The following is a 26,224-nucleotide window of genomic DNA, read 5'->3' on the forward strand; positions in this document are numbered from 1 at the left end:
CAAACCGCCTCAGAACTATAACCTGTTCTAGTTGGAGCCCCGTGGAGGTGTGATGTACGACGTGATCGTCGTCGGCAGCGGCGCGGCGGGCATGACAGCCGCGCTCTGCACCGCTCGAAACGGCTTGCGGACCTTGGTCATCGAGAAGGCCGAGCACTACGGCGGCTCGACCGCGCGGTCGGGCGGCGGCATCTGGGTGCCGAACAACGCCGTGGTCGCCGCCAACGGCATACCCGACTCGCCGGAGCGGGCCAGCACCTATCTCGCGCACATCGCGAGCGAGGTCCCGGCCGAGCTGCGGGAGGCGTTCCTGGACGCCGGACCGGCCATGCTGGCGTTCGTCAGCGCCCACACGCCGCTGAAGTTCCGGTGGGTCCGCGAGTACTCCGACTACTACCCGGAGGCGCCAGGAGGGCAGCCACGCGGCCGCTCGGTCGAGCCCCTGCCGTTCAAGGCGGCGCTGCTCGGCGACGAGCTCAAGGACCTCGAACCGCCGTACGTGCCGACGCCCGCGGGCATCGTGATCACCCAGACCGACTACCGCTGGCTGACGCTGATCGGACGGCACCCGCGCGGCATCGTCACCGCCGCCAAGGTCTTCGCCCGCCGGTTCCTGCCCGGCCGCCGGCTGACCATGGGCCAGGCGCTGTCCGCGGGGCTGCGGGCAGGGCTGAAAGCGCTGAACGTCGAGGTCAGACTCAACACCGCGATGACCGACCTGCACTTCGAGAACGGCCGCGTGGCCGGAGTCGTCGTCGGCGAGAAGGTGATCCTGGCGAACCACGTGGTGCTGGCGTCCGGCGGGTTCGAGAACAACGAACGGATGCGCAAGCAGCACCAGGACATCGGTACGGAGTGGACGGTCGGCGCCAAGGCCAACACCGGTGACGGCATCGAGGCCGGGCAACGGGCGGGCGCGGCCGTCGGGCTGATGGACGACGCCTGGTGGGGCCCGTCCGTCCCGTTGCCGCGCGGCCCGTTCTTCCTGCTCGCGGAGCGGTCCCTGCCCGGCTGCGTGCTGGTCGACAAGACCGGCCGCCGGTTCGTGAACGAGGCCGCGCCCTACATCGACGTGGTCAACGCGATGACCGGCGACACCTGGCTCGTCTTCGACCACTCCTACCGCAGCCGCTACCCGTTCTGCGGCATCCCACCACGCAGACCGCTCCCCCGGCGCTGGAAGGACTCCGTGCTCACCGCGCCCGGTCTGGACGAACTCGCCCACGCGGCCGACCTGCCGGAACTGGTGGACACCGTGCGGCGGTTCAACACCCTGACCGTGGAAGGCAAGGATGCCGACTTCCACCGCGGCGACAGCGCGTACGACCGCTATTACGGCGATCCGCGCAACAGACCGAATCCCAACCTGGCGCCACTGACGACCGGCCCGTTCTACGCGGTCAAGATCGTGCCCGGCGATCTCGGCACCAAGGGCGGCCTGCGCACCGACACCCACGCGCGGGTGCTGCGCGAGGACGGTTCGGTGATCGACGGCCTGTACGCGGCGGGCAACACCAGCGCGTCCGTCATGGGCCACACCTACGCGGGCGCGGGCGCCACCCTCGGACCGGCGATGACGTTCGGATATCTGGCCGGCCTCGACATCTCTGGAGGAAAGCGATGACGCAGGACAGCGTGCGGACGATCGACGCCGGCGCGCCTCCAGCGAGGTTCGCGCGCGGCTGGCACTGTCTCGGTCTCGCCAGTCACTTCCGCGACGGCGAACCTCATGCCGTGGAGGCGTTCGGCACCAAGCTCGTGGTGTTCACCTCGGAGGACGGAAAGATCAACGTCCTGGACGGGTACTGCCGGCACATGGGCGGCGACCTCACCCAGGGCACGGTCAAGGGCAACAACATCGCCTGCCCGTTCCACGACTGGCGCTGGGCGGGCAACGGCAAGTGCGTCGACATCCCCTACGCCAAGCGGGTTCCGCTGCGCGCACGCACCCGGTCGTGGATCACGCTCGAGGAGAACAAGCAGCTCTTCGTGTGGAACGACCCGCAGGGCAACCCGCCGCCCGAGCACATCACGATCCCGCGCATCGAGTCGGCGTTCAGCGACGAGTGGAGCAACTGGACCTGGGACTCGGTGGTGATCGACAACGCGAACTGCCGCGAGATCATCGACAACGTCGTCGACATGGCCCACTTCTTCTACATCCACTTCGCGTTCCCGACGTACTTCAAGAACGTGATGGAGGGTCACGTCGCCTCGCAGTACCTGACCACACGTGGCCGTCCGGACGTCGCGATGGGCTCGAACTACACCGGTGACGTGGAAGTGCGTTCCGAGGCCGCGTACTACGGGCCGTCGTACATGATCGACTACCTGTGGAACGACTACAAGGGCCTCGAGATCGAGACGGTGCTGATCAACTGCCACTACCCGATCTCGCCGACCTCGTTCAAGCTCCAGTGGGGCGCGATCGTGAAGAAGCTGCCCGGCGTGGACGACGAGCACGCGGACAAGATCGCGAGGAAGTTCGCGCGCGGCATCGGTGTCGGGTTCCTGCAGGACGTGGAGATCTGGCAGAACAAGTCGCGCGTCGACAACCCGTTGCTGTGCGAGGAGGACGGGCCGGTCTACCAGCTTCGCCGCTGGTACGAGCAGTTCTACGTCGACGTGGAGGACGTCAGCGACGACATGGTGCGGCGCTTCGAGTTCGAGGTCGACACGAGCCGGGCGATCGAGGTCTGGGAGAAGGAGGTCGCGGAGAACCTCGCCAAGCAGCAACCCCAGGAGCAGGCGACGTGAGCGAGCGCGACGAGTTCCTCGTCGGTGGCATGGTTCCGGTCCGGTGCGACTGCGGGAACCGGGTGCTGGTCAAGAAGAACAGCCCGCAGCACACCAGCGTGCAGTGGCTCTCCGACACCTCCACGTGCGTCGAGCTGTGCGGGCCGCGGTCCGCCTTCGTGCCCACGTGTCTGCGGCTGCGGGACGGCATCGAGAAAGCCGTGCGCGAGGGGACGCTGGAGGTCGCCGATGGCTGAGGTGCACCGGCTGCGGGTCGACGCCGTGATCGAGGAGACCGCCGACGCGCGTTCGTTCGTGTTGTCGGGGGTGGACTTCGCGGTGAAGCCCGGCCAGTTCCTGACCGTGCGGGCCGGTGACGTGGCCCGGTGCTACTCGCTGTCCAGCGCGCCGGGCGAGCCGTTGAAGATCACGGTCAAGCGGACGCCGGACGGGTACGGGTCGCACTGGATGTGCTCGTCGCTGTCCGCCGGGATGGAACTGGACGTGCTGGCGCCGGCCGGGGTGTTCACGCCGTCGTCGCTGGACGGGTCGTTGCTGGCCTTCGCCGCCGGGAGCGGGATCACGCCGGTCATGTCGATCATCCGGGCCGTGCTCGGTGAAGGCGCCGGGCGGGTGTTCCTGGTGTACGCCAACCGGGACGAGGCTTCGGTGATCTTCGCCCGCGAGCTCGCCGAACTGGCTCGCGCGCATCCGGAACGACTGACCGTCGTGCATTGGCTGGAGTCGGTGCAGGGACTGCCTTCCGCGGCGGGACTGCGGGCGTTCGTCCGGTCGTGCGACGAGGCGTTCGTGTGCGGGCCCGGGCCGTTCATGGAGGCTGCTCGCAAGGCGTTGCACGACGTTTCGGTCGTGCACATCGAGAAGTTCGTGTCGCTGTCCAGTGATCCCTTCTCCACAGTCGAAGAGCCGATCACGGACGATCGGCCGGACGCGGTGGTCGAGGTCGACCTGGACGGTGAGCAGCACCGGTTTCCGTGGCCCGCGCGGACGAAGTTGCTCGACCTGTTGCTGGAGAAGGGACTCGACGCGCCGTACTCGTGCCGGGAGGGCGCGTGCAGTGCGTGCGCGTGCCGGCTGGTCGAGGGCGAGGTCAAGATGCTCAACAACGACGTGCTCGACTCCGACGACATCGCCGAGGGCATCGTGCTGGCGTGCCAGTCGGTTCCGGTCACCGACATCGTGAAGATCAGCTACGAGTGAGGGGCGCCTGATGCCGATCGATCCCGCTGTCGCGATCGGGGCGGAACTTCCCGAGATCAAGTTCTCCTGGTCCGAGTCCGACGTGCTGCTCTACCACCTGGCTCTGGGGGCGACGGAACTCCGTTACGTCTACGAGCGGGGTCTGCGGGTGCTGCCGACTTTCGGCGTTGTCGCGCCGCGCTTCCACGAGACCGCACCGCCTGCCGTGTCGTTCCCCGGTGTCGACATCGACCTGGCCCGCGTTCTGCACGGAACGCAGGAGATCACGGTGCACGCTCCGCTGCCCGCTGAGGGCGAGGCCGTGTTGCGGACTCGGATCGCGGACGTGTGGGACAAGGGCAAGGCCGCGGTCATCGTGCAGGAGTCGACCGCTGTCACCCCTGCCGGGACCGCGCTCTACACGACCCGGTCCAGCATCTTCGCTCGTGGCGAGGGCGGGTTCGACGGAGACCGCGGGCCTTCTGGCAAGGTCGAGGTGCCTCCGCGCGCGCCCGACTTCGTGATCGAGACCCCGACTCTGCCGCAGCAGGCCTACCTGTATCGGCTGTGCGGCGACCGGAATCCGCTGCACGCCGATCCTGATTTCGCTCTGCGTGCTGGATTTGATCAGCCGATCCTGCACGGGCTGTGCACGTACGGGGTGGTGTGCAAGGCCGTGATCGACGCGATGCTCGACGGACCGGAGCAGGTGTCGTCGTTCGGGGCGAAGTTCGCGGGCGTGGTCTTCCCCGGCGAGACGCTGACGACGCGGGTGTGGCGGGACGGCCCGCGGCTGGTGCTGACGACCTTCGCCGGGGACCGTCCCGTTCTCGCTGACGCGGTGCTAACCCTGACCGAGGACTAGGCCGCTGGTCGGGACGCCGGTGCCGGCGGTGACCAGGACGTGCTCGACGTCCGCGACCTGGTTCACCGCGGTGCCGCGCACTTGGCGCACGCCCTCGGCGATGCCGTTCATGCCGTGCAGGTAGGCCTCGCCGAGCTGGCCGCCGTGCGGGTTGAGCGGGAGCGTCCCGTCGAGTTCGAGCGCCCCGGATTTGATGAAGTCCTTGGCCTCGCCGCGTCCGCAGAAGCCCAGTTCTTCGAGTTGGACCAGGACGAACGGCGTGAAGTGGTCGTAGAGCACGGCCACGTCCACATCGGACGGACCGATGCCCGACTTCTCCCACAGTCCCCTCGCCACCACGCCCATCTCGGGCAGCCTGGTCAGGTCGTCGCGGTAGTAGCTGGTCATCGTGAACTGGTCCACGCCGCTGCCCTGCGTCGCCGCCTTGACGTGGGCGGGCTTGTTCGGCAGGTCACGGGCTCGTTCGGCCGAGGTGACGACCAGCGCTACTCCGCCGTCGCTTTCCTGGCAGCAGTCCAGGAGCCGGAGCGGTTCGGCGATCCAGCGGGACGACTGGTGGTCCTCCAGGGTGATCGGCCGGTCGTGGAACCAGGCGTGCGGGTTCGTGGCGGCGTGCTTGCGGTCGATCACCGCGATCCGGCCGAAGTCCTCACTCGTGGCGCCGTACTCGTGCATGTACCGGCGGGCGAACATGGCGACCATCGCGGCCGGCGTGCCCAGACCCATCGGGTACGACCAGCTGTTGTCGATGTTGGCCGCGGCCGCCGTCTGCACCTGCCCGAACCGGTGCCCGGAGCGTTCGTTGAACGCCCGATAGCAGACGACGACCTTCGCCGCGCCGGTCTCGACGGCCATCGCGGCCTGCTGCACCGTCGCGCACGCCGCCCCGCCGCCGTAGTGGACGCGGCTGAAGAACGTCAGCTCCGGGATGCCCAGCTCACGGGCGACCGCGATCTCGGCGTTGGTGTCCATGGTGAAGCTGACCAGGCCGTCCACATCGGACGGTTCGAGGCGGGCGTCCTCCAGTGCGGCCCTGACCGCCTCGGCCGCCAGCTGGAGTTCGCTGCGGCCGGAGTCCTTCGAGAAGTCGGTCGCGCCGATTCCGACGATCGCGGCGTTCACGCGGGCACCTCGATCTTCACGGTTCCGGTGACGTGGTCGCCGTGCGCGGTCCGGCCGACGACCTCGATGGTCAGGTCCTGCTGCTCGCGTTCGATGACCTGGCCGAAGAACTTCAACGTGTCGTAGGCGAAGCAGGGCGCGCCGAGCTTGATGTTCACCTGCCGCACGAGCACTTCCGGGCCCGCCCAGTCCGTGACGTAGCGCTGCACCAGGCCGGTGGTGGTGAGGATGTTGATGAAGATGTCCTTCGAGCCGCGCTGGATCGCCAGGTCGCGGTCGTGGTGCACGTCCTGGAAGTCACGGGTGGCCAGCGCGGTGCTGATCACGAACGTCGGCGTGGCCTCGACGTGCCACTCGGGCAGGGAATCACCGATCCGCACGGGGCCTCCAGCTCGGCATCGTCAGGTCGTCGTCGACCTTGGTGAACACGACCTCGACCCGTTGCCCGACACTCGGCTCGCCGTCCAGCTCGCCCAGCATCCGCACGCCCTCGTCCAGTTCGACCAGGGCGATGACGAACGGGGTCTGCTTGCCGGGCACCTGCGGGTGGTGGTGCACGACGTAGCTGTAGACCACGCCGTAGCCCTCCGAGACGAGGTACTTCGGTTTCGTGGCACCGCATTCAGGGCACATCGGGCCTGGTGGGTGGCGCAGGAGACCGCAACCGCCGCACCGTTGGATGCGGAGTTCGCCCTGCCGCGTGCCTTCCCAGAAGTACTCGGTGTCGCGGTTGACGGACGGCCGGATCGCTTGTGTCTTCGGGGTTTCCTTCTGTGGTTCGGGCTTCTGGGCGGGCTTGAACTTCAGCACGCGGAACCGCATCTCGGCCACGGCCTCGTCGCCGACCCACCAGGTGCTCCTGGTCGTGACGAACCAGCCCTCGCCCAGCCCGGTCCTCTTCGGCCCGGTCACGTCCTCCAGGCTCGTCGTCACCGACAGGTGCTCGCCGACCTTGAGATAGCGGTGGTAGGTCTGGTCGCTGTTGGTCGCGACGACCGAGGTGTAGCCGGCCTCGTCCAGGATCGTCATCATCGCGCCGAGCGGGTCGTCCAGGGTGCGCTGGCCGTGCAGTCCCGCCATCGTCCAGACCTGGACCATCGCGGGCGGCGCCGTCCCGGTGTAGCCGGGGTGTTCGTCGCCGATGGCCTCCAGCCAGTTGTTGATCATCGGCTGGTTGACGGGGTCGCGGGCCAGTCGTGGCGCGCACTCGCCCTGTTCGGCGATGCGGGCGGCCTCCTTCTCGATGTCGATCATCGCACCACCCGCGGTAGTCCGAGCCCGATGTTCGCGATCAGCTCGCGCTGGATCTCCTGCACTCCCCCGCCGAACGTCAGCACGAGGTTGCGGCGGGCCTGGACGTCCAGCCAGCGCACCAGTTCCGCGTCGGCGCCATGGCGTCCGACCAGCTCTTCCAGCAATCGTCCGATGCGCTGGGTCCTGTCCGCGGCGAACACCTTCGTCGCCGAAGCGTCCGCGACCTCCAACTCGCCACCGGCGACCTGCCAGTTGAGCAGCTCGTTCACCCGGTGGACCGCCCGCGCCTCGGCGAGTGCCCGCCGCACGTCCGGTTCGTCGAGGAGCTGACGTTCCGCGGCCCAGCCGTGGACCCGTTCGACCAGCGCGCCGAGCCGTCCGGACGGGCCGAGCATCACGCGCTCGTGGTTGAGCTGGGTGGTGATGAGCCGCCAGCCCTTGTTCTCCTCGCCGACCCTGCGGGCCTCTGGCACGCGAACGTCGTTGTAGTAGGTGGCGTTGACGTGGTGCGCGCCGTCGCAGGTGATGATCGGCGTCCACGAGTAGCCGGGATCGGTGGTGTCGACGATCAGGATCGTGATGCCCTTGTGCCGCGAGTCGGCTGCTCCGGTGCGACAGGCGAGCCACACGTAATCCGCGTCGTGGCCGCCCGTCGTGAACGTCTTCTGCCCGTTGACGACGTAGTGATCGTCTTCGCGGATCGCCTTGGTGCGCAACGCGGCCAGGTCGGTGCCCGCGTCCGGCTCGGTGTAGCCGATGGCGAAGTGGAGGTCACCGCTGAGGATCTTGGGCAGGAAGAAGTCCTTCTGCTCCTGGGTTCCGTACGTCTGGAGCGTCGGGCCGACGGTCTGCAGCGTCACGTACGGCAGCGGGACGTCGGCGCGGGCGGCCTCGTTGACGAAGATCTGCTGCTCGATCGGCCCGAACCCCAGCCCGCCGTACTCCTTCGGCCAGCCGACGCCGAGCCTGCCGTCGCGACCCAGTCTTCTGACCAGCTCGCGGTAGGTCTCGCCGTGCCGTTCGGTGAGCATCGCCTCGCGTTCGGCGTCGGACATGACCGTCGCGAAGTACTCGCGGAGCTCGTCGCGCAGCTTGAGCTGCTCGGCGGTGAGGTCAATGAACATCGATGGCTCCCAAGCGGTGCTCCACTCCGCCGACGAACCGCGTCAGCTCCTTGGCCATGCCGTAGTAGCGGTGCATCGGGTAGGTGATGTCGAGCCCGAGGCCGCCGTGCAGGTGGTGGCAGGTGTGCACGGCCGGCAGGGCTTCCGCCGCGAGCCAGTAGGCGGCCGTGTCGAGGTCGTTGTCGTCAAGGCTCCAAGCGGCGGTCAGCGCGGCGAGGTGCAGGGTGCGGGAGGCGATGTAGACGTCCGCGACCAGGCACGCCGCTGCCTGGAAGGTGGCGAGGGGTTTGCCGAACTGGTGACGGGTGCCGACGTGCGCGACGGTGAGGTCGAGGGCTCCGGCCAGGACGCCGTCCGCCATCGCCGCCGCTCCGGCCAGGGCGAACCTGCGGATGCCCTCCTCGGCGCCTTCCAGCAGTTCGCCCTGAGCGCCGTCCAGACGCACGGTTCCGTCCGATGTGGACACTCCGGGTTGCGCCGGGTCCACGACGAAGATTCCGTTGTTCGTGCTGACGAGGATTCGTCGCGCCTCGGCGGCGTACGGCACGTTGATCTTCACGCCGGAGATGCCGTCCGGTCCTGCCGTGGTTTCCGGCGCGGAAGGAAGGGGTCTCGATGGTTCACTCAACGCCGCTGTCAGCACGCCGTGCTGTTCGGTCACCAACGGCAGCAAGGCGTCCTGCTGCTCGGGGGTTCCGTGACGAACGATCGGCAACACGCCCAGCGCGAGCGTGGCCAGCGCCGGAACCTCCACCGCCCGCCGGCCGACCTCGGTGAGCAGCACGGCCGTCTCCAGCACGCCGAGCCCGTCGCCACCGAGCCGTTCCGGAACGGCCAGGGCCAGCAGTCCCGCCTCCCCCAGGGCCTTCCAGGGGGTCGCGCTCTCCCTGCCCAGCACGTCGGCCGCCAGAGCGGCGATCTCCTGCTGGGTCTCGTCGAGCTTGAAGTCCATCAAAGCTCCCTCGGTAGACCGAGAATTCGCTCGCCTGCCAGGTTCATCAGCACTTGCGTCGTTCCGCCCGCGATGCTCAGGCACCTCGTGAGCAGGAACTCGTGGATCAGCTCACCTTCCACCGCGGCGTCCGGACCGAGCAGCTCGACCGCGAACTCGGCGACGTCCTGCCGCTGCCGCACCCCGGCCAACTTGCGCACACTGGACTCCGCGCCCGGCTCCTGCCCGCTCAGCACCCGCAGGCTCGCCCGCAGGTCCAGCACGGACACCGCCAGTCCCTGGGCCACCAGGGCACCCAGCCGTTCCGCGTGGTCCGGAGCCGACGGTGACTTCAGGACCTGTTCCAGCGGCTCGCCGAGCGCCGAGCCCATCGCGACGCGTTCGTTCGCGAGGGTGGTGCGGGCCAGCCGCCAGCCGTCGTTCACCGCGCCGACCACGCAGTCGTCCGGCACGAACACGTCGTCCAGGAAGACCTCGTTGAACCGCGCGTCACCGGTGATCTCCCGCAACGGCCGCACGTCCACACCGGTCGCGCGCATGTCGACCAGGAAGTACGTGATGCCCTTGTGCTTCGGGACGCTGGAGTCCGTGCGGGCCAGGCAGATCGCCCAGTCGGCCTGGTGCGCGAGCGACGTCCACACCTTCTGCCCGGTGAGCTTCCAGCCGCCGTCGACGCGCACGGCCCTGGTGCGCAACGAGGCCAGGTCCGAGCCGGCCTCGGGTTCGCTGAACAGCTGGCACCAGGTCAGCTCACCGCTCAGCGTCGGCGGCACGAACCGTTCCTGCTGCTCCGGCGTGCCGTGGCGGAGGATCGTCGGGCCCGCCCAGCCGCCGATGATCAGGTCCGGCCTGCGCACCCCGGCGCGGACGAACTCGCTGTCGATGACCATCTGCCTGGCCTGGTCGGCGTCCTGTCCGTACGGCTTCGGCCAGTGCGGCACGAGGAACCCGCTGTCCGCCAGCCGTTCCCGTTGAGCGGCGGCGTCGAGTCCGGCGATCTCCTCAGCGAACTTCCGCACGTCCGGATCCGACCCGACCTGGACGGTGAGCGAACGGCGTGCTCCCGCCAGCGCCAGCCCGGCGACACGTCGGCGCCAGAAAGCCACACCGCCCGCGAGTTGCTGCAGCGCCAACGCCCGGCGCAGGTAGCGGTGCGCGTCGTGCTCCCAGGTGAAGCCGATGCCGCCGAGCACCTGGATGCAGTCCTTGGCGTTGCGGACGGCCGCGTCGAACGCCACCGCCGCCGCGACCGCCGCCGCCAGCGGATGTTCGGGCTCACCGACCGACCGCGCCGCGTCCCAGGCCACCGACGACGCCTGCTCCGCGCGGCACAGCATCTCCACGCAGAGGTGCTTCACGGCCTGGAACGAGCCGATGACACGCCCGAACTGCTGACGCTGTTTCGCGTACTCCACAGCGGTGTTCAGGCACCACGCCGCGACCCCGCTCGCCTCGGCGGCCATCAACGTCACCGCGAGGTCGGTCGGGTCGTCCACGGTCCGCCCAGGCTCGTCGACCACCACCGATCCCAGCGAACGTGAGTGGTCCACGGCTTCCAGCGCGGTGAGCGACACCTGCTCGACCGGCACGAGCATCCAACTGTCCGTTTTGAGCAACAGGTGCGTCGCTTCGGCGGCACCGACCACGTGCCGGGACGAGAACCCGAACCCGGCGATCCCCTCGAAGCCCGGGACCAGCACCGACACGAGCGCCGTGGACAGCAACGGCCCCGGCACGAGGTTCTCGGCCGCCCGCTCCAGCATCACCGCGAGATCGGCGACCGTGCCGCCCTCCCGCGTCACCTCGAAGAACCCGACCCTGACGAGATCGGCCCACTCACCCTTGGCGGCGTCCACGCTGTCGCGCAGGGCGCGTTGTTCCCCGGTCGTGGCGATCGGCATGCGGCCTCCTCCAGTACGTGAAGAAGTTTATAGAACGTGTTCTATTTCCGGCAACAGATCATGGCTGGGAAACCGATCGAGTATGATGCGAAGGCAGCTGCAACACGTTCCAGGAGGATCATCTCCGTGTCACCTTCGAAGTCGCGCACGGACGCGCTCATGGCGGGCGACGAGCTCAGCTCGGCCGCCCAGCGCGAGCGTCGCAAGCGGATCGTCGACGCGACCATCGCGCTGGCGTCCAAGGGCGGGTTCGACGCCGTCCAGATGCGCGCCGTGGCCGACCGCGCGGACGTCGCGCTGGGCACGTTGTACCGCTACTTCCCCTCGAAGGTCCACCTGCTCGTGTCGAGCCTCGCGGTGGAACTGGAACGCGCCCAGGAGAAGATGGACCGCACCACCGTCCCCGGCGAGAGCCCGTACGAGCGCGTCCTGTTCGTGCTCGGCCGCATCACCAGGGGCCTGCAGCGCAACCCGCACCTCACCGAGGCCATGACGCGCGCGTTCACGTTCGCCGACGCCTCCGCGGGCGCCGAGATCGACCGGGTCTCGCTGCTCATGGAGAGCATGTTCACCAAGGCGATGAGCGACGACGCGCCGACCGAGGAGCAGAAGGCCATCGCCCGCGTCATCGGCGACGTGTGGCTGTCCAACCTGGTCGCCTGGGTCACCCGCCGCGCCACCGCCACGGACGTCGCGAACCGCCTCGAACTCACGGTGCGACTGCTGCTGAAGTGAGTCGTCCCGTGGGATGACCCGCGAGTCACACCGCCGAACGATGCCGGTGCACGGCGTTCACCCCTACCGTCTGTCCTATGAAGACGCTCGTGGTGGTCCTCGTCGTGCTGGCCGTGCTCGGCGGCGGAACCGTTGCCCTGGTGAACCACTTCGGCGGCTGGACGACGCTCACCGGCAAGGCCTGGGCGATCACCTACGAGGTCTCGTCCCAACCGGCCGAGTCACTCGTGGACGTGACGTACACCGAGTCGCCCACCCGCTACCGCAAGGAGACGCCGCAGAACGTCAGCGTCTCGAAGCCACTGCCGTGGACGTCCGAGGTCGTGATCAACGCGGGCGAGAAGGCGCAGGTCACCGCCACGCCCAAGGGCGATCAGGTGCTGACGTGCCGCATCCTGCTCGACGGTGTGAAGGAGCTGGCGTCCGCGACGGGCGCGCCCGGCCAGAAGGTCAGTTGCGATGCCGTGACCGGTACCTGATGATCGGCGGTACCACGATGATCACGAGGACAGCTTCGATCACGTAGATCCACGGTCTTCCGATCCCGAGCACGCCGACGACAGCACCTGCCACCAGCCCGAGCAGGATCAGTCCGAGCACGATCAGCGCGAATCGGCCGCGTTGCGTCACGAACTCCGCCCCTTCCCCAGCATCGGCACCCCCACGTGCCGATGATCTGCCTCCGGATCGGCCCGGTGTGCGCCCACCAAACCCCGGCGGCGGTTCGCGCTGGTGAACCTCGTACCGGAACCAGGGCATCGGCGAGCTCGGCATCGTCGGCGCGGCCGGCGCGAACGCACCGGAGAAACTGCTGACCTGATCACCAGCCGTGGTGCGCGAAGGCCGCCCAGTAGACGGGATCCGCGAGCGAGGCCGCCCGGCCGCGCTCGGCGAGGTGCCTGGCCACCCCCGCGGGGACGACGCGGTCGTGATCGAGCGCCCAGAGCTGCACCGCGCGCAACGCGTCGCGAGGCCGCATGCCGTTGTTCGCGAGGAAGTCGTAGAAGACGCACATCAGCAACGCCGACTCGACGTCGTCGACCTTCCACTTCGTACCGACGACGCCGGTGGCACCCGCCGTCACGTACGCCGCCGCCAACGTCAACACCTCGTCGTGCAGACTCGCCGTCAGGTCGCTCTCGCAGGCCGCCAGCACGACAAGGCCACCGGGCGCATCGTTTCGGCGTGCGGCGGCATGACGCAGCATCCGTTCAACCGACAGATCCGCTCGTGCCAGCTCCAACGCCGACTGGGCAGGCGTCGCCCCGGCTCGGGCGTGACATCCCAGGTGCTGCAACGAAGCCCCGCTCTCCTCCAGCACGTCGTCAGGCGTGCCCGCACCGCGCACGGGCACGCCCGGCCCGGCTTGACCGTAGAAGTGCCCGTGCGGGTAGAGACCGTGCAGGAACTCCGCCTCGTACTGCGCTGCGACGAGGGTGCCCGCCGGGTCGCTCACCACGACCGGTGAGGCGGCCACCGGCTGGCGGGTGCGTTGTGCCAGCTCGCACAGCTGGCGGGCGGACGCGGCATAGGTGAACCCCGCCTCCCGCAATGCCGTCCTGCCCCCGCCCGCGGCCGCGTGCCACGGCACCACTCCCAACGCACCGGTCGGCACCAGCACGATCCAGGGCATGCCACCGGAGACCCTGTGCAGCAGCGGTTCCACCGCGACCCGCCACGCCCACGCGCACAACGAAGGCAGTGCTTCACGCCGCTGCTGATCGTTCATCGTGAGGTAGCGGCCCACCTCGCTACCCGGACCGTCCACGAGCAACGGCAACAGCACCTCGTAGACCGCGCCTTCCGCCGTCGTCACGAGCGCCCGTCCGGTGTGGTCGTCCTGACCGGGCACCAGATGCACGAGCGCGACGGCGTCCAGGGCTCGAAGCGCGCAGGCGATCTCGTCCAACGTCGGTGGTGTCAGTGCCTCCAGATCGTTGCCCAGCGCGGACAACACGCGGCGGCGCACGTCACTGGGCGCGAAGCCGATCTCCATGCCGGCGGCCGTCTTCGTCTCGGACTCGCGTTCCCACTCCTGCACCAGCTCGGCATGCCCGCCCGCCCGCAGCTTCGCGGCGATGCCGGACGTGAAGGTCGCGCTGTGCAACACCAGTCCGCGACCCCACTCGATCGCCTCGACGGCCCGGCCCGGCTCTCCCGAGGCGGCACACCGCAACGCCACCCGCTGGCCGCGAGCGGCGCCATCGGCCGCAAGCTCCGCCGCGTGGTCCCCGTCGGTCTGCAGCAGGACGTTCCGAGCCCGTTGCCGCAAGGAGTCGAACCCGATGGACACGGCCGGCTGCCCGTATCCCAGCGAGGCCAGCTTCCAGCAGCTGTCCGCCAGGCTGTCCAGCAGGCCGGTGGTGTCACGCCCTTTCAGGGTGGTGAGGTCGACCTGGGCGTAGCGGCGCAACAACTCGTCGAGGTCCGCCGTGCTCCGGGTGACCTTGTGCCGGGCGAGCCACAGCAGGGCGAGACCGAACACGACGAACGCACGATCGGCGGCAGGTATCGCGGTGTCGTCGCGGAGCACCTCCAACTTGGCGATGCCTTCGAAGAACTTCTCGGTGTCACCTCTCGCGGCGGCCGCGGTCGTCCGGCTGTACAGGGCGACCACGGTGGCGACGGAGTACATCGCCGAGCCGCCCTCGATGTCGGTCGCGATGGAGGCGAGCAGGTCGAGCGCGTCCGCCGACATGGACACGTCGCCGGCCTCGCTCGCCCGGTTCAACAGCACCTGTCCGAGCAGGAACTTCTCCGATGCCAGCAGCACCGGGTCGCCCACGCTCCTCTCCAGCTCCGCCAGCCGTTCGTACACCTCGGCCGGGCTCATCTCCTGGTCGAACACGCCTCCGTCCAGCAACGGCCGCAACTGCCGCACCACCTGGTCGATGTCCGTGACGTCGAGGCCGCGCTCGATCTTCGACGCCCGCAGCTCCTGCAGGTGACGAAAGCCCGCATCGTGGTCGTGACGCTCCCCGTACTCGTGGTAGCGGTTCAGCAACACGGCGGCCAGCATGAACCAGGCTCGGTCGTGTTCCTCGCTGCCCTTCTCCACCAGGCGCATAGCTTGACGGCAGTGTTCGATCGCGGACCTGTGGAGATCGACCCGATCCTGCACCATCTGCAGCAACTGAGCGCGGACGAGCTGTATCAGGAGGGTCGATCGAAAGCCCGGGTCGATGTCCGTGTCAGCACATGCCTTCGTCAACGCGGTCACGGCGTTGCCCAGCGGAACCGCCGCTGCCGCGCCCCAGGCGTGCACTTCGGCCAGCACCATCCCGTGAACACCCAGGGCGACGGTCCACAGTGGATGTTCGTCGCTCGCGCGGCCGAAGAACTCGTCCATCAGCGCGGCGGCGTCCACGATCAGGTCCCGGTCGTCCGTGTGCGCGCCGACGGTGCACGACATGAGTGCGTGCTGAGCGAGCAACTCCAGATCCAGCGGATCCGACGGGGAAAGCGAACCGCGGGCGGCGATCGTCGCTCGCAGCGCGACCAGGTGGGAGTCCGGTCCGTCGGCCAGCTGGAAGGTCAGCCCGGCCACCGCGCAAAGCCAGTCCGAACCCTGCTGCTCGTGCTGTTCGAGCCACCGCAGCAGCTCTCCGGCGATCTCCTTCTCCGGACCCTCGCCCAGCACGGACGCGGCGAGGGACTCCGGCGCACTGCCCTGCCCGTGCACCACCATCGCCAGCAGCGCGAGCGGCAACTGCTTCGTCCAGCCCAGAACGGACGGTTGCCGCGTGACCTCCCGCAACAGGCGCTCTGCGTCGGCCCGTCCGGCACGTCCGCACAGAGCCAGCGACGCCACCGCGACGGCCCGGTACGGCAGAACGACCTCACGTGGCGGAATGTCCTCACCGTCCGTGGCTGCCTCCAGCCGGTCCATCACCCGGACCACGCCCTCGGCGTCACCTGCCAGCCAGTACGCCTCGATCAGCGTCACCCCGACGAGTCCCTGCACGGGTTCCGCCGCGAACACGTCGGCGAGGTAGTCGACCAGCGCGGGCAGTTCCGCGCGGTCCTCCCGCGCGCGGCTGAGCAACAGCTCGCTCCGTCTGACCGCGTACTCCGCCGCACGGGCCTTCATCTGGGGGTCGTGCTCGATCGTGTCCAGCCACCTCAACGCCTCCGTGCGAGCGAACACGTCGCCGGAGTCGTCGAAACGCCCCGACCACATCCCGGCCAGCTCGAACGCGGCGACCGGGTCCTCGAAGGCCACCGGCTCGTAGAGCGCGATCGCCTCCTCCCCGTCCGCCTCCGGGTCGCGCCGGTACGACTCGACCGTCGTGCCGGCCCGGAACGACCGCAGCCGGGCCAGGTCCAGCATCGCCTCGGCGCGCCAGTACTCCGCATCGCCGTCGAACAGGTCGAGACTGCTGTCGAGGCAGCGTTCGGCCTCGTCCAGGAGCTCGGGCACCGGGTTCTCCCCGGCGTCGAGCTCCCGGCTGAACTGTTCGCGCAGTGTCTGACCGAGCAGCGACAGCACCTTGCCGCGGTCCTGCTCGTCGTCCGGTTCCCGTGCGGCGAGAGCCCGCAGCTCCACCACGATCTCGTCGAGGTAGGGACGATCGCCGGAGTCGGTGGCGACGTACCGGATCTGGATCAGCTCGACCAGGTCGAGCCTGAAGTAGAACGTGTCGGAGTAGCCGACCACGAGGCGCAGCTCCGCGACCGCGAAGTCGATCTCGCGGACGTCCTGCAGCATCCGTGCCCGGCAGCGGTGCCATTGCGCGCTCAGGTAGTGCGCCCACAGCCAGTCGAACGACGGTTCGCCCGCGACTGCCTGGATCCAGTCGAGGTGATAGCGGACCTCGTCGAGCAGCGCCTGGTCGGCGGGCTTTCCCTCGTCGAGCAGCGCGTCGAACTCCTGGAGCAGCAGCTCGACCCGGTCGAACCGCTCGCGGTGATCGTCCGTCATCAGACTCCTGCCGCCCTGCGCAGCCCGCGCACGCACAGCACCGTCAACGGCAGGTGCACGAGCAACGCCGCCCAGAACGCGCTCGTTCCCCACAGCCCCGCGAACCACAGGAGCGGTTCACGAAGGTACGGCAACCACAGGAAGTCGAGCGCGGGAACCGGTTTCGCGAACGCGGCGATGGCGAGCACGGCCAGTACACCGATCGTCAGCACACCGACCGCGTTCCTCCCGGACAACGCCACCACGGCGGCAACACCGGCGATCGCCAACAGGTATCCGCTCTGCATGGACGCCGCGTAGCCGCCGAAGTCGGTGGTGGCGACATCGGCCGAATGGACCGTCAACCGCACGACGAGGGCAGCCCAGAACAGCAGGGCCAGTGCCATGAGCGTCAGCGCGTAGGCCGCGTACCGCCGCGCGAACACCGGCCGCCGCGCTCTCCCGTCCCGCGACACCGAGCCCGGCAACCACGACCGGGCCAGCCCCGCCAGACCCAGGCTGCCACCAGCCATGACGACCAGTCCGACCACGATTCCCTCGGCCCACACCTCGGCGAGCGAGCTCACCTGGTCGTCCACGAGGCCCGGTGACACACCAGCGGTGAACAACGGGAGGTAAGGCGCGGCGAGGCCGAGAGCCGCGGCCAGCACCATCCCGGCGACCACGGACGCCTTGGTGCGCATCAGCAGCACCAGTTCGATCGCCAGCACCACCAGTTGAGGTCCCAGTCCCATCTGGGCCGTGGCTCCGAGCTCGGCGGCCTGGCGCTCACCCTCCGGTCCACCGTCGAAGGCCAGTTCCGCATTCCGCAACACGGTGACGACCCACACGGCGGAGGTCATCGCGAACCACAGGATCGCGATCGCGCCGACCCTCTTCGTCACGGCACGGGCGGAGAACCTGGTCGTGTCCCGTCTCGGACGCTCTCGCACGACCCGCTCGCGCAGGATGCCCTGAGCGAGCAACATCGCCCTGCCCTCGGCGGTCGTCGCGTCCGGAAAGCGTTTCGCGATCGGGCGCCACCAGGGCACGTTCGCGATCCGCAGCCACCACGACGGCCGTAGCACCCGTGCCGCCGCGTCCGGACGCAGCACGAGCAGCAAAGCCATGCCGTGCAGGCGTTCCCGTTCAGCGGAAGTGAGCGCGCCGGTCCCCGTACCGCTGACGATCCGTTCGACGTCCTGCACCAGTGGCGGAAGCACGCCGGCGGCGTGATCGAGCACGGCGCACCGCGGTCCGCACCCGGTGTGCCCGCACCGATAGCCGGCGGCCGTGCCGAGCACGTCGCCCAGGACGACCTCGCCCGCGAACTCGAACCCGTCCGGATCCGAGAGCACCGCGACCAGTCCGTCGCTGCTGACCGGGCGCCCTCGGTAGCGCGGCGTGACCTCAGGAGCGAACTCCGCACCGAACGCGAGCACCGCGCTGTGCAGCCGTGCCGAGCCGGCGGCGGCCCGGCTCAGGCGCACCATGTCGAAACGGCGGTGCAGCCCTTCTTCCTCCAGCCAGTCGGCGAGGTCCTGACGACCCTCGCCGGTCAGCCAGCGTTCGGCGGCGTGCGGGTTGTCGAGCATGGCCACCGCGAGGGCCGCCGGGTCGGTGAACGTCCTGCCATCCACGAACGTGATCGGCGAGTGGGCCGGAACCGCGTTCGGCGAGGTCGTGCGAGCCGTCACCGCCGGAGCGCCGCCGCCCAGCCAGCTCTCGACCTCTGCCCACCCCCACCGGTCCTGCGGATCGGTGGTGAGCAGACCGGTGATCAGCAACCTCCACCGGGCGTCGGCGACCTCGCTCAGATCGAGCTCTCCGAGCGCACGGCCTCGCGCGATCGTCTGGTCGGACAGCATCTCGCCGTTGGGACGCTGGAACCGCCCGTGCCCGGTGACGAGCAGGTAGGCGATCTCACCCAGAGTCCACCACGGCCACGGCCAGCTCTTCTCGTGCCATTGCTGTTCCGGTGGCGTGTAGGCGACGGCCGCCATGGTGGCGCTGCCGACCTGCTTGCTGGCGGTGAACCCGACAACGCCACCGAAGTCGACCACGACGAACTCACCGTTGGCCCGCCGCATCAGGTTGTCCGGCTTGACGTCGATCGGGTTGCGCCGCACGGTGGTCTGCCAGAAGTGCAGTGCCTGGGCGACCTCGCGCAGCACGCCCAGAGCCCAGCGTTCCGACCAGCCCGACGCGAACCGGTCGGCGATCGTCCTGTCCAGCGTGGCGGTGAGCAGTTCCATCGCCGCCCAGCAGATCTGGCCGTGCGGGCCGTAGAACGAACCATGCCCGTACAACCGGGGCACGTGCCGCCGGAACGCGCTGTTGTCCAGGTGCTCCAACAGGTTGGTGTCGGCCGGATGCCCAGCCCAGTGCACCTTCACGGCGACCTCGTCGCACTCGGCCGTGCGGCGGCAGCACCAGACGACACCTTCGGTTCCGGTGCCGAGAACTCGCAACGGCTCGAACCGGTCCCGCAACTGGCCGGGAAACTCGGGCGCGCCCGGATCCTCCTGTGGTGCCACGCCTTGCTGCACGGTCGGCACCGCGCCCTGTTGCACCGTGGGGACGGTCCCGCGGTCCGGATCTCGCGCGACCGCGGGCGTGGAACCCTGCTGCACGGTCGGCGTGCTCGGTCTCGGTACCGGCTCAGTCATGTCCTTCTCCTTCGAGCCACACGTCCACCACGCACAGGGACACGTTGTCCGGTGCACCGGACTCGACCGCCGCCTCGTGCAATCCCGTCGCCGCTTCGAACACCGTTCCCAGTGCCACGCGCCTGCGGATCACCGCGGGGTCCACATAGGAGTGAAGGCCGTCCGTGCACAGCAGGAACCGCAGGCTGTCGGCCTGGTCCACCGTTCGCACCTGGGCCACGACGTCGCGGCCCGGCAGACCGCCCAGCACCTGGGTGAGCGCTCCGCCCGCGACCGGATCGACGTCGTCCGCGGTGAGCTGCGAGACGAGGCCTGGTTCGACGTAGTACGCCCGGCTGTCGCCCACGTGACAGATCATGATCAGGTCGTCGGCCACCAGGAGTGCCGTCGCGGTCGTCGCCATGCCGGACAGCTCCGTCCGCGCCTCACCGAGTTCCAGCAGGTCCTGATGGACGCGGGCGAACACCCCTGCCGCGTCCTCGGCCAGTTCGCGCAGCGCGGTGCTCAGTGCCGTCACCGCGAACTCACTGGCCACCTCACCCGCCTGATGGCCGCCGAGGCCGTCCGCGACCACCATCAGCAGAGGTTCGGCGGTCCGTCGCACGAGCACGACAGGTTCGTGCATCTCCTGTGGCGCGAGCCAGCCGAAGACGGCGACGCGATCCTCGTTGCCGCCGCGCACGAGCCCTCGGTTGGTGATCGCCGCGACGTCGACCCGCTTCACGACGGCAAGCCGAACTCGTCGTACTGCGCAGCCTCGACGTGCAGTTCCACGTCACGGCCCAGCCGCACGACCTGGCCTGGTTCCAGCCGCCTGGCCGTGGTCAGCTCCCGACCGTCCAGATAGGTGTGGTTGAGCGAGTGCTCGTCCCGGATGTAGAGGTGGCCGTTCAGCAGCTGAATCCTGGCGTGCAACCGCGAGACCTGGGTCAGCTCCGCCATTCCCGGTACGGCGGCGAGCGGCCCGGTCTCCCTGCCGATCTCCATTCCCTCCGCGGGAACGGCGATCACGCGTCCGAGGAACCGCAGCGTCAGCGCGGCCGGGGTGGGTACGGCCGCCGCCACCGGCGCCTCGGTGACGATGAACGCCGCCACGCGCACCGCTTCGAGCACGGTGGCCGGGTGCGTGACGCAGAATCCCGGGGTGGCCGAGGCCTGGCAGCCGTCCGGATCGTCCGGACAGCGGTAGGTCACGGTCGCCATGCGGCCTCCTCGAAGACGATCCCCTTGTCGCGCAGGCGCCGTTCGACCTTCGCCAGCACGCCCGGTGGTGGCACGCCCACCAGCCACAGCAGTCCGTCGTCCACCCGGACCTGCACCTGCGCCCGCTCACAGGTCACGTCTGCGAACGGCCCGTAGCGCTGCTCGCCGCGCGAGGTGAGCGGCACGAGCCGCTGGTTGGCCGAGCCGCGCCAGATCAACCCGGTCGGCGCTCCCACCACGTACCGGCCGGTGATCACCGCGTCGACGTGATCGAGCACGCCGCGCTGGGCGTCGTCCAGCTCATCGAGCTCGTATCCCGTGTAGAGCAGGACATCCCGGTCTTCGACGGGCAACGACGCCAGGAACTCCGTGAGAGCCGCCGGTTGTTGCAACGGTTCTCCCCCGCTGACGGTCAGCCCGTCGGCTCCCGCGCTCACCGCCTCCTGCCACAGGGCTCGCAGGTGATCGAGACCGACCTCAGTGCCGGCGCCGGGGTCCCAGGTGTCCCTCGACATGCAGCCCTTGCAGGCCAAAGTGCAGCCCTGCAACCAGATTCCGAGGCGGCGGCCAGGCCCCAGCGAGGTGATCGGGTGCAGCACCCGGCTCACCCTCAGCACCGCGTCACCTCGGCCTGCCAGCCCTGTGCCCCGACGACGAGCTGATCCACCCGCCACGTCTCGTCCGGCGCAGGAGGCTGACGCAGCACCATCTCGGACAACGGGTTGATCAACGTCGTCTCGACCGCGTTGTTCACCCCTCGCCCACCGTGGCTGAGGTTCTCGATCGCCTTGTCGTACAACGTCCTGCGCGCGGCCTGCCCGATCTCCAGGCGTACCCGGTGCACGACGTCCATCCTGCGCACGACCGACGACAACGCCTTCTCCAGGAGCGCGGGCACGATCTCCGGCTGGATGAAGTCCAGGGCGATGAACGCGTCGCCGAGCCGGTTGCGCAGCTCCGGCCTGCCGATCTTGTTGTCGAAGAACGACTCGAACGACTGCTGCAGCACGCGGCGCACCTCCGCAGGGTCGTCGCGGTAGGTGAAGCGCGGTGGGGCGCCGGGCGGTGCCATGGGGTCGGCCACGCCGAGGTTCGAGGTGAAGATCAGCACGCTCTCGGTGAAGTACACCGTCGAGCCACGGCCGTCGGTCAGTCTGCCGTCCTCCAGCACCTGCAGGAACAGGTCGAACAACCGCTCGTGCGCCTTGTCGATCTCGTCGAACAGCAGCACGCTCATCGGGTTCGACCGCACCGCGTTCGTGAGTTCGCCACCCGCGTCGAACCCGACGTAGCCGGGCGGGGCGCCGACGAGCCGTTCACGGGCGTGCTCCTGCTGGAACTCGCTCATGTCGAACCTGACCGGCTCGGCGTCCCTGCCGAAGATCAGTCGTGCCACTCCTTTGGCCAGCTCGGTCTTGCCCACTCCCGTGGGCCCGGCGAGGAAGAGCACGCCGCGCGGCCGGTTCGGGGAGCTGGACGACTGCGCGCCGGTCAGTCCCGCCGCCGACCGCATGAAGATCTCGATCGCCTTCCGGACGGCCCGGTCCTGGCCGATCACGCCGATGGCGGCGGGATCGGCGCCGGCGATGGTCTCCCGGATGGACGACACCGCCCACGGGTTGTCACGCACGCCCACGCGATAGAGCCGCGCGGCCTCGTCGAGCCTGCTGACCGGGAGACCGCGGTCGACGGCGACGCTGCTCACCGCCAGCACCTCGGCGCTGCTCATGCCGTGCGTCACGGAGACGAGGTTCTGCGCGGCGGTGTCGACGGTGCGCTGGTCCGCGGTGCCCTGCCCGCTCTTGCTCAGCACGATCGTGACAGCGTGTCGCGCCGCCGCGAGCCGTTGCTCGACGGGTGCGGCCGGGACGGTGATCACTTTCACCGTGCGCGGCGAGATGGCGAACTCGACGGGAAGCTGCTCCTGCCGCTCTGCCACCCAGAACACCGTGTTGTACGGCATGACCGGCGCGGATCCCGGTACCGGGCGTGCTTCGTGCGCCAACGCCTCCGCCGCGGCCATGAGCAGCTTTCCCTCCCCGGTCAGCTCCGCGCGCGGCGAACCCAGCCGGGCCGCGAACGGGAACAGCAGCCCGATCGGGGCGGTGCGGAACAGGACGATCTCCCTGAGCACGCGGCGGGTCCGGCGCAGCACCAGGTCATCAGGCCCGCCGCTGTCCCTGCCCGGCGCGGACAGCGCGTCCTCGGTGATGAACTCGCGCAACGCCTCCGGCAGCGGCAGGTCGTCGTCGCACAGTCGCCACACGTCCATGCGGTCGCGGGCGATGTCGAACACCGCGAGTGCCACGAACCCGCGCCGGCGGCACGCACGTTCGACCACCTGCGGCAGGTCCAGTGGCACGAGCGCGGATCCGGTCTCGGCAGGCAGGAAGTACCTGTCGCGGACGTTGCCCACGAAGAGGATCTGGGGATGGGTCACGAGCGAGAGCTCGAGTTCGCGGACCCAGGCGGGAATGTCAGCGCTCACGGTGACGCACCTCCACCCTCGCCTGCGACTTCGGCTTTTCGGCAAGACGACGGCCTGGCAACGGCATGGGGGCCGTCGGCACCGTCAGGACCGGATCGCCGAGAAGGAACGGCTCGTCGTCGAGGCGCACTCCGCGCTCGCGCAGCTTGGTGTGCAGCTCCGGCAGGGTCTCGGCGCAGTACGCCGCTTGCACCGCTTCGGCCTGCGCGCCGCTCGCTGCCTGGTCGTCGGCGCGGACCACCGCGGTGAGCAACCTCGTGCCGTCCTCGGGCAGGCGGACGAGCAGCCCGTAGCCGTCCCGCGCGCGGAAGCCGACCACGGCCTGGGTGTGTGTCAGCAGCAGCGACTCGAAGTCCTCGCCGACCGCGCACCCGAGTTCCGTCAACGCCTCCGCGGCGGCGTCCGCGACCTTCTGGCGGTGGCGTGCGAGGTCTTCGCGTTCGACCGCCTGGTAAACGGTGTCCGCCACGGCGTCGAGGTCCGCGGCCCCGGTGATCAGTTCGCGCAGTCGCTCCTGATCGGCAGAGGGTGCGTCGCGCACCAGCTCCAGCAGGCGCACCCGGCCGTCGTCCAGCGCCGCGGCGGCACGGCGGCGCGCGATCGACTTGCTGATGATCACCGCGATCTCCAGTGACAACGCTCTGGCCCGTGCGACGGAACCCGCCGTGACAAGTTCCGCGAACACGCCGCGCGCAGAGGCGATGCCGTCCTCGTCGCAGCGGTGACCGGAACCGGCGATCAGCGACTCGGCGTCGGCGACGGCACCCCGCAGCGCCGAGGTGTCGCGGTCCGGTTCGGACTTCGAGCGCGCGAGCTCGTCCTGGGCGGACAGTCCGGACACGACGGTGCCGCTGGTGGCCTTGCCGATCTCGGCCCTCCACCGCTCCTGCCACGCCGCGTTGACCGACTCGTCGGCGCCGGCGAGCGCCACGGTCACCCGGTCCAGAAGTTCCTGCAGCTCAACACTGTCAGCCTGCTCGGTCACACGGCCCTTCACCTCCGGGATCGCGAGCCCGATCCGGCGGGCATGCGCACGCGCCGCGGCCAGTCTCGCGAGTGCCGAGGCGACGTCACCGCGCAACTCCCGCCTTCGCCGTGCCTCGATGTCGGCGGCTGTGACGTAGTAACCGACAGATGAGCTCATTGATCCTCGCGGCGGTCCTGGGGGTGCGGACGGACAACGAAGCTACGTCCGGTTGCGCGCGATTCCCGGGCACGACGGGCAATTGTCCTGTTTCTGTCCAAATATTCACGGTTTCCGCGGGGCAGAATGTCCCCTCTACGGAACGGGAGTGGTGCCGTGGCGGTGCAGCACATCATCGACGCGCTCGTTGCGGACTGGGACAGGGTCACGGACTTGCTCGGGACCGACGGGCGTAACCGATTGCGCAAGCTGATCGACGCGTTGAGGGACGCCCAGAGCGCTGACGGGCGTGCTGCCGTCGCAACCAGGATCACCCGCGTGCTCGGCGACTTCCTCCCGCATGACGACCCGGTTTTCGCGGACGCCGGCGTCCGCTATTCCAACCCGGGTCAGGTACACGAGCTGGACAAGCTTCTGGTCTCGATCTCCGGTGACCCTCGGTTGTACGGACGTCCGCGCAGCGCCGAAGAACGCATTCTCACCCATGCACGGGAATCGGCGGCCGCTCTGCGCGAGCGTGGGCACATGCCGGACGCCTTCGGCGTGATCCAGTTCCACTTCGACAACGGCAGCGCGTCCGTGCCGCTGTTCCAGTTCGACGAGTCGGGCGCACCGCTGGAGGTCGTGTTGCGGGTGAACTGGTTGCTGCGCGCCCACGAGGACCCTTGGGGCGCGGCAGACTGGTGGTTCAGCGCGAACGCCTGGCTCACCGAGCCGCCGTACGAGCTGATCGGACGAACACCGGACGACCTCTTGGTGGCGGCCGCCGTCGCGCTGACGGAGGGCTGAGCCTTGCCCGACATCGCCCCTCCCCCGCGCCTCACCGGCACCCCCACCCGCGAGATCATCCCGGCCGGACAGATCTTCTACCGCGTCCACTCCGCCACGCTGAGCCCGTTGCTCTTCGACCCTCAGCACTCCGGCGCGTTCGGTGGCGGCCGGTTCGACGCGTGCACGGGCTCCACCCACCGCACGCTCTGCCTGTCCGCCGCACCGGAAACCGCAGTCGCCGAACGATTCCTGCGCGAGTTCGCGGTCACCCGCGGTGTCCAGCGAATCCTGCCCAGGGCCGCGCTCACCGGTCAGGTCCTGAGCGAGGTGCGGACCACCAGCCCGCTCACCCTCATCCGCCTGTACGCAGCGCCGGAACTCGCCCAGGTGCACCAGGACACCTGGCTCACGACGACCTCACCGGACAGGTTCCCCGCGACCCGGCAGTGGGCGGCCTGGCTGCACGACCAGGTGCCGTGGGCGGACGGGATCCTCTGGCAGTCGATCGAGGACATGCCCAGGCAGACAGTCGTGCTCTTCGATGACCGGTGCACCGCGCCACCGGACTCGGGGGTCCGCCGCGCGCTTGACGCCCCGGACCAGTTGTCGTGGCTCGCCGACCTGCTCAAGCCGTACGGCGTGGAGGTCGACGCGCCGTTGCCCCCGTCGCCGAGGTTCTTCATCAACTTCCGCACCGGTGACGCGGAGTCCGTTCCCGAGCTGCTGCATCGGGAACTGGCCGGTCGCCTCGGCGAGAAAGCCGTGTTCTACGACATCCGCTCGATGAGGCCCGGCACGCCGGACTTCGCCCAGACCCTCGAAGCCAACGTGCGCAACTGCGAGACGCTGATCGCGGTCATCGGCAGGCGGTGGGAACACCAGCTGAACAACGACGGAGTGCGGTTCCTGGAAGACCCGGAGGACTGGGTGCGCAGGGAGCTGATCCTCGCGCGCGAGGCCGGCAGGAAGGTGGTGCCGGTGCTCGTCGGCTTGCGGGGTGCGCTGAGGGTCGAGTCCTTGCCGCCGGAACTGCACCACCTCGTGAGGATCCAACTCCACCACCTGCGTCGCGGGTTCACGGACCACGACATCGCGGTGCTGGTGGACGAGCTGATCAGGGAGTGAACGGGCGCCCCGAAGACCACCGGGGCACCCGTCGT

At 69.3% G+C, this 26,224-nt stretch carries 23 protein-coding genes; 9 read left to right on the top strand and 14 right to left on the bottom strand.

Annotated elements, in window-relative coordinates:
* Positions 1-52 precede the first annotated feature (52 nt).
* The 5 genes from ACIRG5_RS02120 to ACIRG5_RS02140 are packed head-to-tail and all read left to right on the top strand — an operon-like array spanning position 53 to position 4,801.
* Positions 53-1,624 (top strand): FAD-dependent oxidoreductase, encoded by a 1,572-nt coding sequence (locus ACIRG5_RS02120; protein ID WP_402898783.1) that lies wholly within the window; start codon positions 53-55, stop codon positions 1,622-1,624.
* Positions 1,621-2,757 (top strand): Rieske 2Fe-2S domain-containing protein, encoded by a 1,137-nt coding sequence (locus ACIRG5_RS02125; protein ID WP_402898785.1) that lies wholly within the window; start codon positions 1,621-1,623, stop codon positions 2,755-2,757. Before ACIRG5_RS02120 ends, ACIRG5_RS02125 begins: the two co-directional genes overlap by 4 nt.
* A complete protein-coding gene (locus tag ACIRG5_RS02130; protein WP_360039310.1) occupies positions 2,754-2,993 on the top strand; it encodes a hypothetical protein in 240 nt (79 codons plus the stop codon). Before ACIRG5_RS02125 ends, ACIRG5_RS02130 begins: the two co-directional genes overlap by 4 nt.
* Complete coding sequence (locus ACIRG5_RS02135) at positions 2,986-3,957, top strand: 2Fe-2S iron-sulfur cluster-binding protein (RefSeq protein ID WP_402898788.1); 972 nt, start codon at positions 2,986-2,988, stop codon at positions 3,955-3,957. The genes ACIRG5_RS02130 and ACIRG5_RS02135 overlap by 8 nt, the downstream gene beginning before the upstream one ends.
* Before the next feature lie 10 nt (positions 3,958-3,967).
* Positions 3,968-4,801 (top strand): MaoC/PaaZ C-terminal domain-containing protein, encoded by an 834-nt coding sequence (locus tag ACIRG5_RS02140; RefSeq protein WP_402898790.1) that lies wholly within the window; start codon positions 3,968-3,970, stop codon positions 4,799-4,801.
* Here the strand turns inward: ACIRG5_RS02140 and ACIRG5_RS02145 are convergent.
* Genes ACIRG5_RS02145 through ACIRG5_RS02170 form a run of 6 tightly spaced genes read right to left on the bottom strand, consistent with a single transcriptional unit; the run spans position 4,781 to position 11,154 of the window.
* The gene (locus tag ACIRG5_RS02145) at positions 4,781-5,923 is read right to left on the bottom strand and encodes a lipid-transfer protein (RefSeq protein WP_402898793.1); all 1,143 of its coding nucleotides are present in this window, start codon (positions 5,921-5,923) and stop codon (positions 4,781-4,783) included. The genes ACIRG5_RS02140 and ACIRG5_RS02145 overlap by 21 nt on opposite strands.
* Positions 5,920-6,303 (bottom strand): MaoC family dehydratase, encoded by a 384-nt coding sequence (locus ACIRG5_RS02150; RefSeq protein ID WP_030481674.1) that lies wholly within the window; start codon positions 6,301-6,303, stop codon positions 5,920-5,922. Before ACIRG5_RS02150 ends, ACIRG5_RS02145 begins: the two co-directional genes overlap by 4 nt.
* Positions 6,290-7,174: a bifunctional MaoC family dehydratase N-terminal/OB-fold nucleic acid binding domain-containing protein gene (locus ACIRG5_RS02155; protein ID WP_402900849.1), complete on the bottom strand. Its 885-nt coding sequence runs from the start codon at positions 7,172-7,174 to the stop codon at positions 6,290-6,292. Before ACIRG5_RS02155 ends, ACIRG5_RS02150 begins: the two co-directional genes overlap by 14 nt.
* Positions 7,174-8,301 carry an acyl-CoA dehydrogenase family protein gene (locus tag ACIRG5_RS02160; RefSeq protein ID WP_402898796.1) on the bottom strand — a complete coding sequence of 376 codons (1,128 nt, stop codon included), beginning with the start codon at positions 8,299-8,301 and terminating at the stop codon, positions 7,174-7,176. The genes ACIRG5_RS02155 and ACIRG5_RS02160 overlap by 1 nt, the downstream gene beginning before the upstream one ends.
* A complete protein-coding gene (locus ACIRG5_RS02165; protein WP_402898799.1) occupies positions 8,291-9,253 on the bottom strand; it encodes an acyl-CoA dehydrogenase family protein in 963 nt (320 codons plus the stop codon). The genes ACIRG5_RS02160 and ACIRG5_RS02165 overlap by 11 nt, the downstream gene beginning before the upstream one ends.
* On the bottom strand, positions 9,253-11,154 hold the full coding sequence (locus tag ACIRG5_RS02170; RefSeq protein ID WP_402898801.1) for an acyl-CoA dehydrogenase family protein: 1,902 nt from the start codon (positions 11,152-11,154) through the stop codon (positions 9,253-9,255). Before ACIRG5_RS02170 ends, ACIRG5_RS02165 begins: the two co-directional genes overlap by 1 nt.
* Positions 11,155-11,313: 159 nt before the next feature.
* Between ACIRG5_RS02170 and kstR the strand changes: the two genes are divergently transcribed.
* Together kstR and ACIRG5_RS02180 are read left to right on the top strand one after the other, a co-directional pair.
* Positions 11,314-11,889, top strand: a complete 576-nt coding sequence (kstR, locus tag ACIRG5_RS02175) for a cholesterol catabolism transcriptional regulator KstR (protein ID WP_245821835.1) — start codon at positions 11,314-11,316, stop codon at positions 11,887-11,889.
* Between the two features lie 77 nt (positions 11,890-11,966).
* Positions 11,967-12,368, top strand: a complete 402-nt coding sequence (locus ACIRG5_RS02180; RefSeq protein ID WP_402898804.1) for a hypothetical protein — start codon at positions 11,967-11,969, stop codon at positions 12,366-12,368.
* Here ACIRG5_RS02180 and ACIRG5_RS02185 read toward each other — a convergent pair.
* The 8 genes from ACIRG5_RS02185 to ACIRG5_RS02220 all read right to left on the bottom strand — a co-directional run bounded on the left by ACIRG5_RS02185 (position 12,340) and on the right by ACIRG5_RS02220 (position 24,293).
* Entirely contained in the window at positions 12,340-12,519 is a 180-nt protein-coding gene (locus ACIRG5_RS02185) for a hypothetical protein (protein WP_402898807.1), read from the bottom strand. The genes ACIRG5_RS02180 and ACIRG5_RS02185 overlap by 29 nt on opposite strands.
* Before the next feature lie 190 nt (positions 12,520-12,709).
* Positions 12,710-16,810 (bottom strand): CHAT domain-containing protein, encoded by a 4,101-nt coding sequence (locus tag ACIRG5_RS02190; RefSeq protein ID WP_402898810.1) that lies wholly within the window; start codon positions 16,808-16,810, stop codon positions 12,710-12,712.
* Positions 16,810-19,458, bottom strand: coding sequence for a hypothetical protein (locus ACIRG5_RS02195; RefSeq protein ID WP_402898813.1), 2,649 nt, complete (start codon positions 19,456-19,458; stop codon positions 16,810-16,812). Before ACIRG5_RS02195 ends, ACIRG5_RS02190 begins: the two co-directional genes overlap by 1 nt.
* Positions 19,451-20,182: a PP2C family protein-serine/threonine phosphatase gene (locus ACIRG5_RS02200; RefSeq protein WP_402898816.1), complete on the bottom strand. Its 732-nt coding sequence runs from the start codon at positions 20,180-20,182 to the stop codon at positions 19,451-19,453. Before ACIRG5_RS02200 ends, ACIRG5_RS02195 begins: the two co-directional genes overlap by 8 nt.
* On the bottom strand, positions 20,179-20,661 hold the full coding sequence (locus ACIRG5_RS02205; RefSeq protein ID WP_402898819.1) for an FHA domain-containing protein: 483 nt from the start codon (positions 20,659-20,661) through the stop codon (positions 20,179-20,181). The genes ACIRG5_RS02200 and ACIRG5_RS02205 overlap by 4 nt, the downstream gene beginning before the upstream one ends.
* Complete coding sequence (locus ACIRG5_RS02210) at positions 20,649-21,278, bottom strand: 4Fe-4S single cluster domain-containing protein (protein WP_402898822.1); 630 nt, start codon at positions 21,276-21,278, stop codon at positions 20,649-20,651. The genes ACIRG5_RS02205 and ACIRG5_RS02210 overlap by 13 nt, the downstream gene beginning before the upstream one ends.
* Complete coding sequence (locus ACIRG5_RS02215; RefSeq protein WP_402898825.1) at positions 21,272-23,149, bottom strand: AAA family ATPase; 1,878 nt, start codon at positions 23,147-23,149, stop codon at positions 21,272-21,274. The genes ACIRG5_RS02210 and ACIRG5_RS02215 overlap by 7 nt, the downstream gene beginning before the upstream one ends.
* A complete protein-coding gene (locus ACIRG5_RS02220) occupies positions 23,139-24,293 on the bottom strand; it encodes a hypothetical protein (RefSeq protein WP_402898827.1) in 1,155 nt (384 codons plus the stop codon). Before ACIRG5_RS02220 ends, ACIRG5_RS02215 begins: the two co-directional genes overlap by 11 nt.
* A 156-nt stretch (positions 24,294-24,449) precedes the next feature.
* On the opposite strand from ACIRG5_RS02220, the gene ACIRG5_RS02225 reads away from it, so the two are divergent.
* Both ACIRG5_RS02225 and ACIRG5_RS02230 read left to right on the top strand, forming a co-directional pair.
* Positions 24,450-25,082, top strand: a complete 633-nt coding sequence (locus tag ACIRG5_RS02225) for a hypothetical protein (RefSeq protein WP_402898830.1) — start codon at positions 24,450-24,452, stop codon at positions 25,080-25,082.
* A gap of 3 nt (positions 25,083-25,085) precedes the next feature.
* Positions 25,086-26,189: a TIR domain-containing protein gene (locus ACIRG5_RS02230; RefSeq protein WP_402898833.1), complete on the top strand. Its 1,104-nt coding sequence runs from the start codon at positions 25,086-25,088 to the stop codon at positions 26,187-26,189.
* The last annotated feature ends 35 nt before the right edge of the window (positions 26,190-26,224 follow it).

It is taken from the genome of Lentzea sp. NPDC102401 (assembly GCF_044765805.1).
Taxonomy (GTDB): Bacteria; Actinomycetota; Actinomycetes; order Mycobacteriales; family Pseudonocardiaceae; genus Lentzea; species Lentzea sokolovensis.

Bases quoted from the DNA above. Each gene is read 5' to 3' on its own strand.
- ACIRG5_RS02120 (WP_402898783.1), top strand. From the start codon at position 53: ATGTACGACGTGATCGTCGTCGGCAGCGGCGCGGCGGGCATGACAGCC.
- ACIRG5_RS02125 (WP_402898785.1), top strand. From the start codon at position 1,621: ATGACGCAGGACAGCGTGCGGACGATCGACGCCGGCGCGCCTCCAGCG.
- ACIRG5_RS02135 (WP_402898788.1), top strand. From the start codon at position 2,986: ATGGCTGAGGTGCACCGGCTGCGGGTCGACGCCGTGATCGAGGAGACC.
- ACIRG5_RS02140 (WP_402898790.1), top strand. From the start codon at position 3,968: ATGCCGATCGATCCCGCTGTCGCGATCGGGGCGGAACTTCCCGAGATC.
- ACIRG5_RS02160 (WP_402898796.1), bottom strand. From the start codon at position 8,301: ATGTTCATTGACCTCACCGCCGAGCAGCTCAAGCTGCGCGACGAGCTC.
- ACIRG5_RS02165 (WP_402898799.1), bottom strand. From the start codon at position 9,253: ATGGACTTCAAGCTCGACGAGACCCAGCAGGAGATCGCCGCTCTGGCG.
- ACIRG5_RS02170 (WP_402898801.1), bottom strand. From the start codon at position 11,154: ATGCCGATCGCCACGACCGGGGAACAACGCGCCCTGCGCGACAGCGTG.
- kstR (WP_245821835.1), top strand. From the start codon at position 11,314: ATGGCGGGCGACGAGCTCAGCTCGGCCGCCCAGCGCGAGCGTCGCAAG.
- ACIRG5_RS02180 (WP_402898804.1), top strand. From the start codon at position 11,967: ATGAAGACGCTCGTGGTGGTCCTCGTCGTGCTGGCCGTGCTCGGCGGC.
- ACIRG5_RS02190 (WP_402898810.1), bottom strand. From the start codon at position 16,810: ATGACGGACGATCACCGCGAGCGGTTCGACCGGGTCGAGCTGCTGCTC.
- ACIRG5_RS02195 (WP_402898813.1), bottom strand. From the start codon at position 19,458: ATGACTGAGCCGGTACCGAGACCGAGCACGCCGACCGTGCAGCAGGGT.
- ACIRG5_RS02205 (WP_402898819.1), bottom strand. From the start codon at position 20,661: ATGGCGACCGTGACCTACCGCTGTCCGGACGATCCGGACGGCTGCCAG.
- ACIRG5_RS02220 (WP_402898827.1), bottom strand. From the start codon at position 24,293: ATGAGCTCATCTGTCGGTTACTACGTCACAGCCGCCGACATCGAGGCA.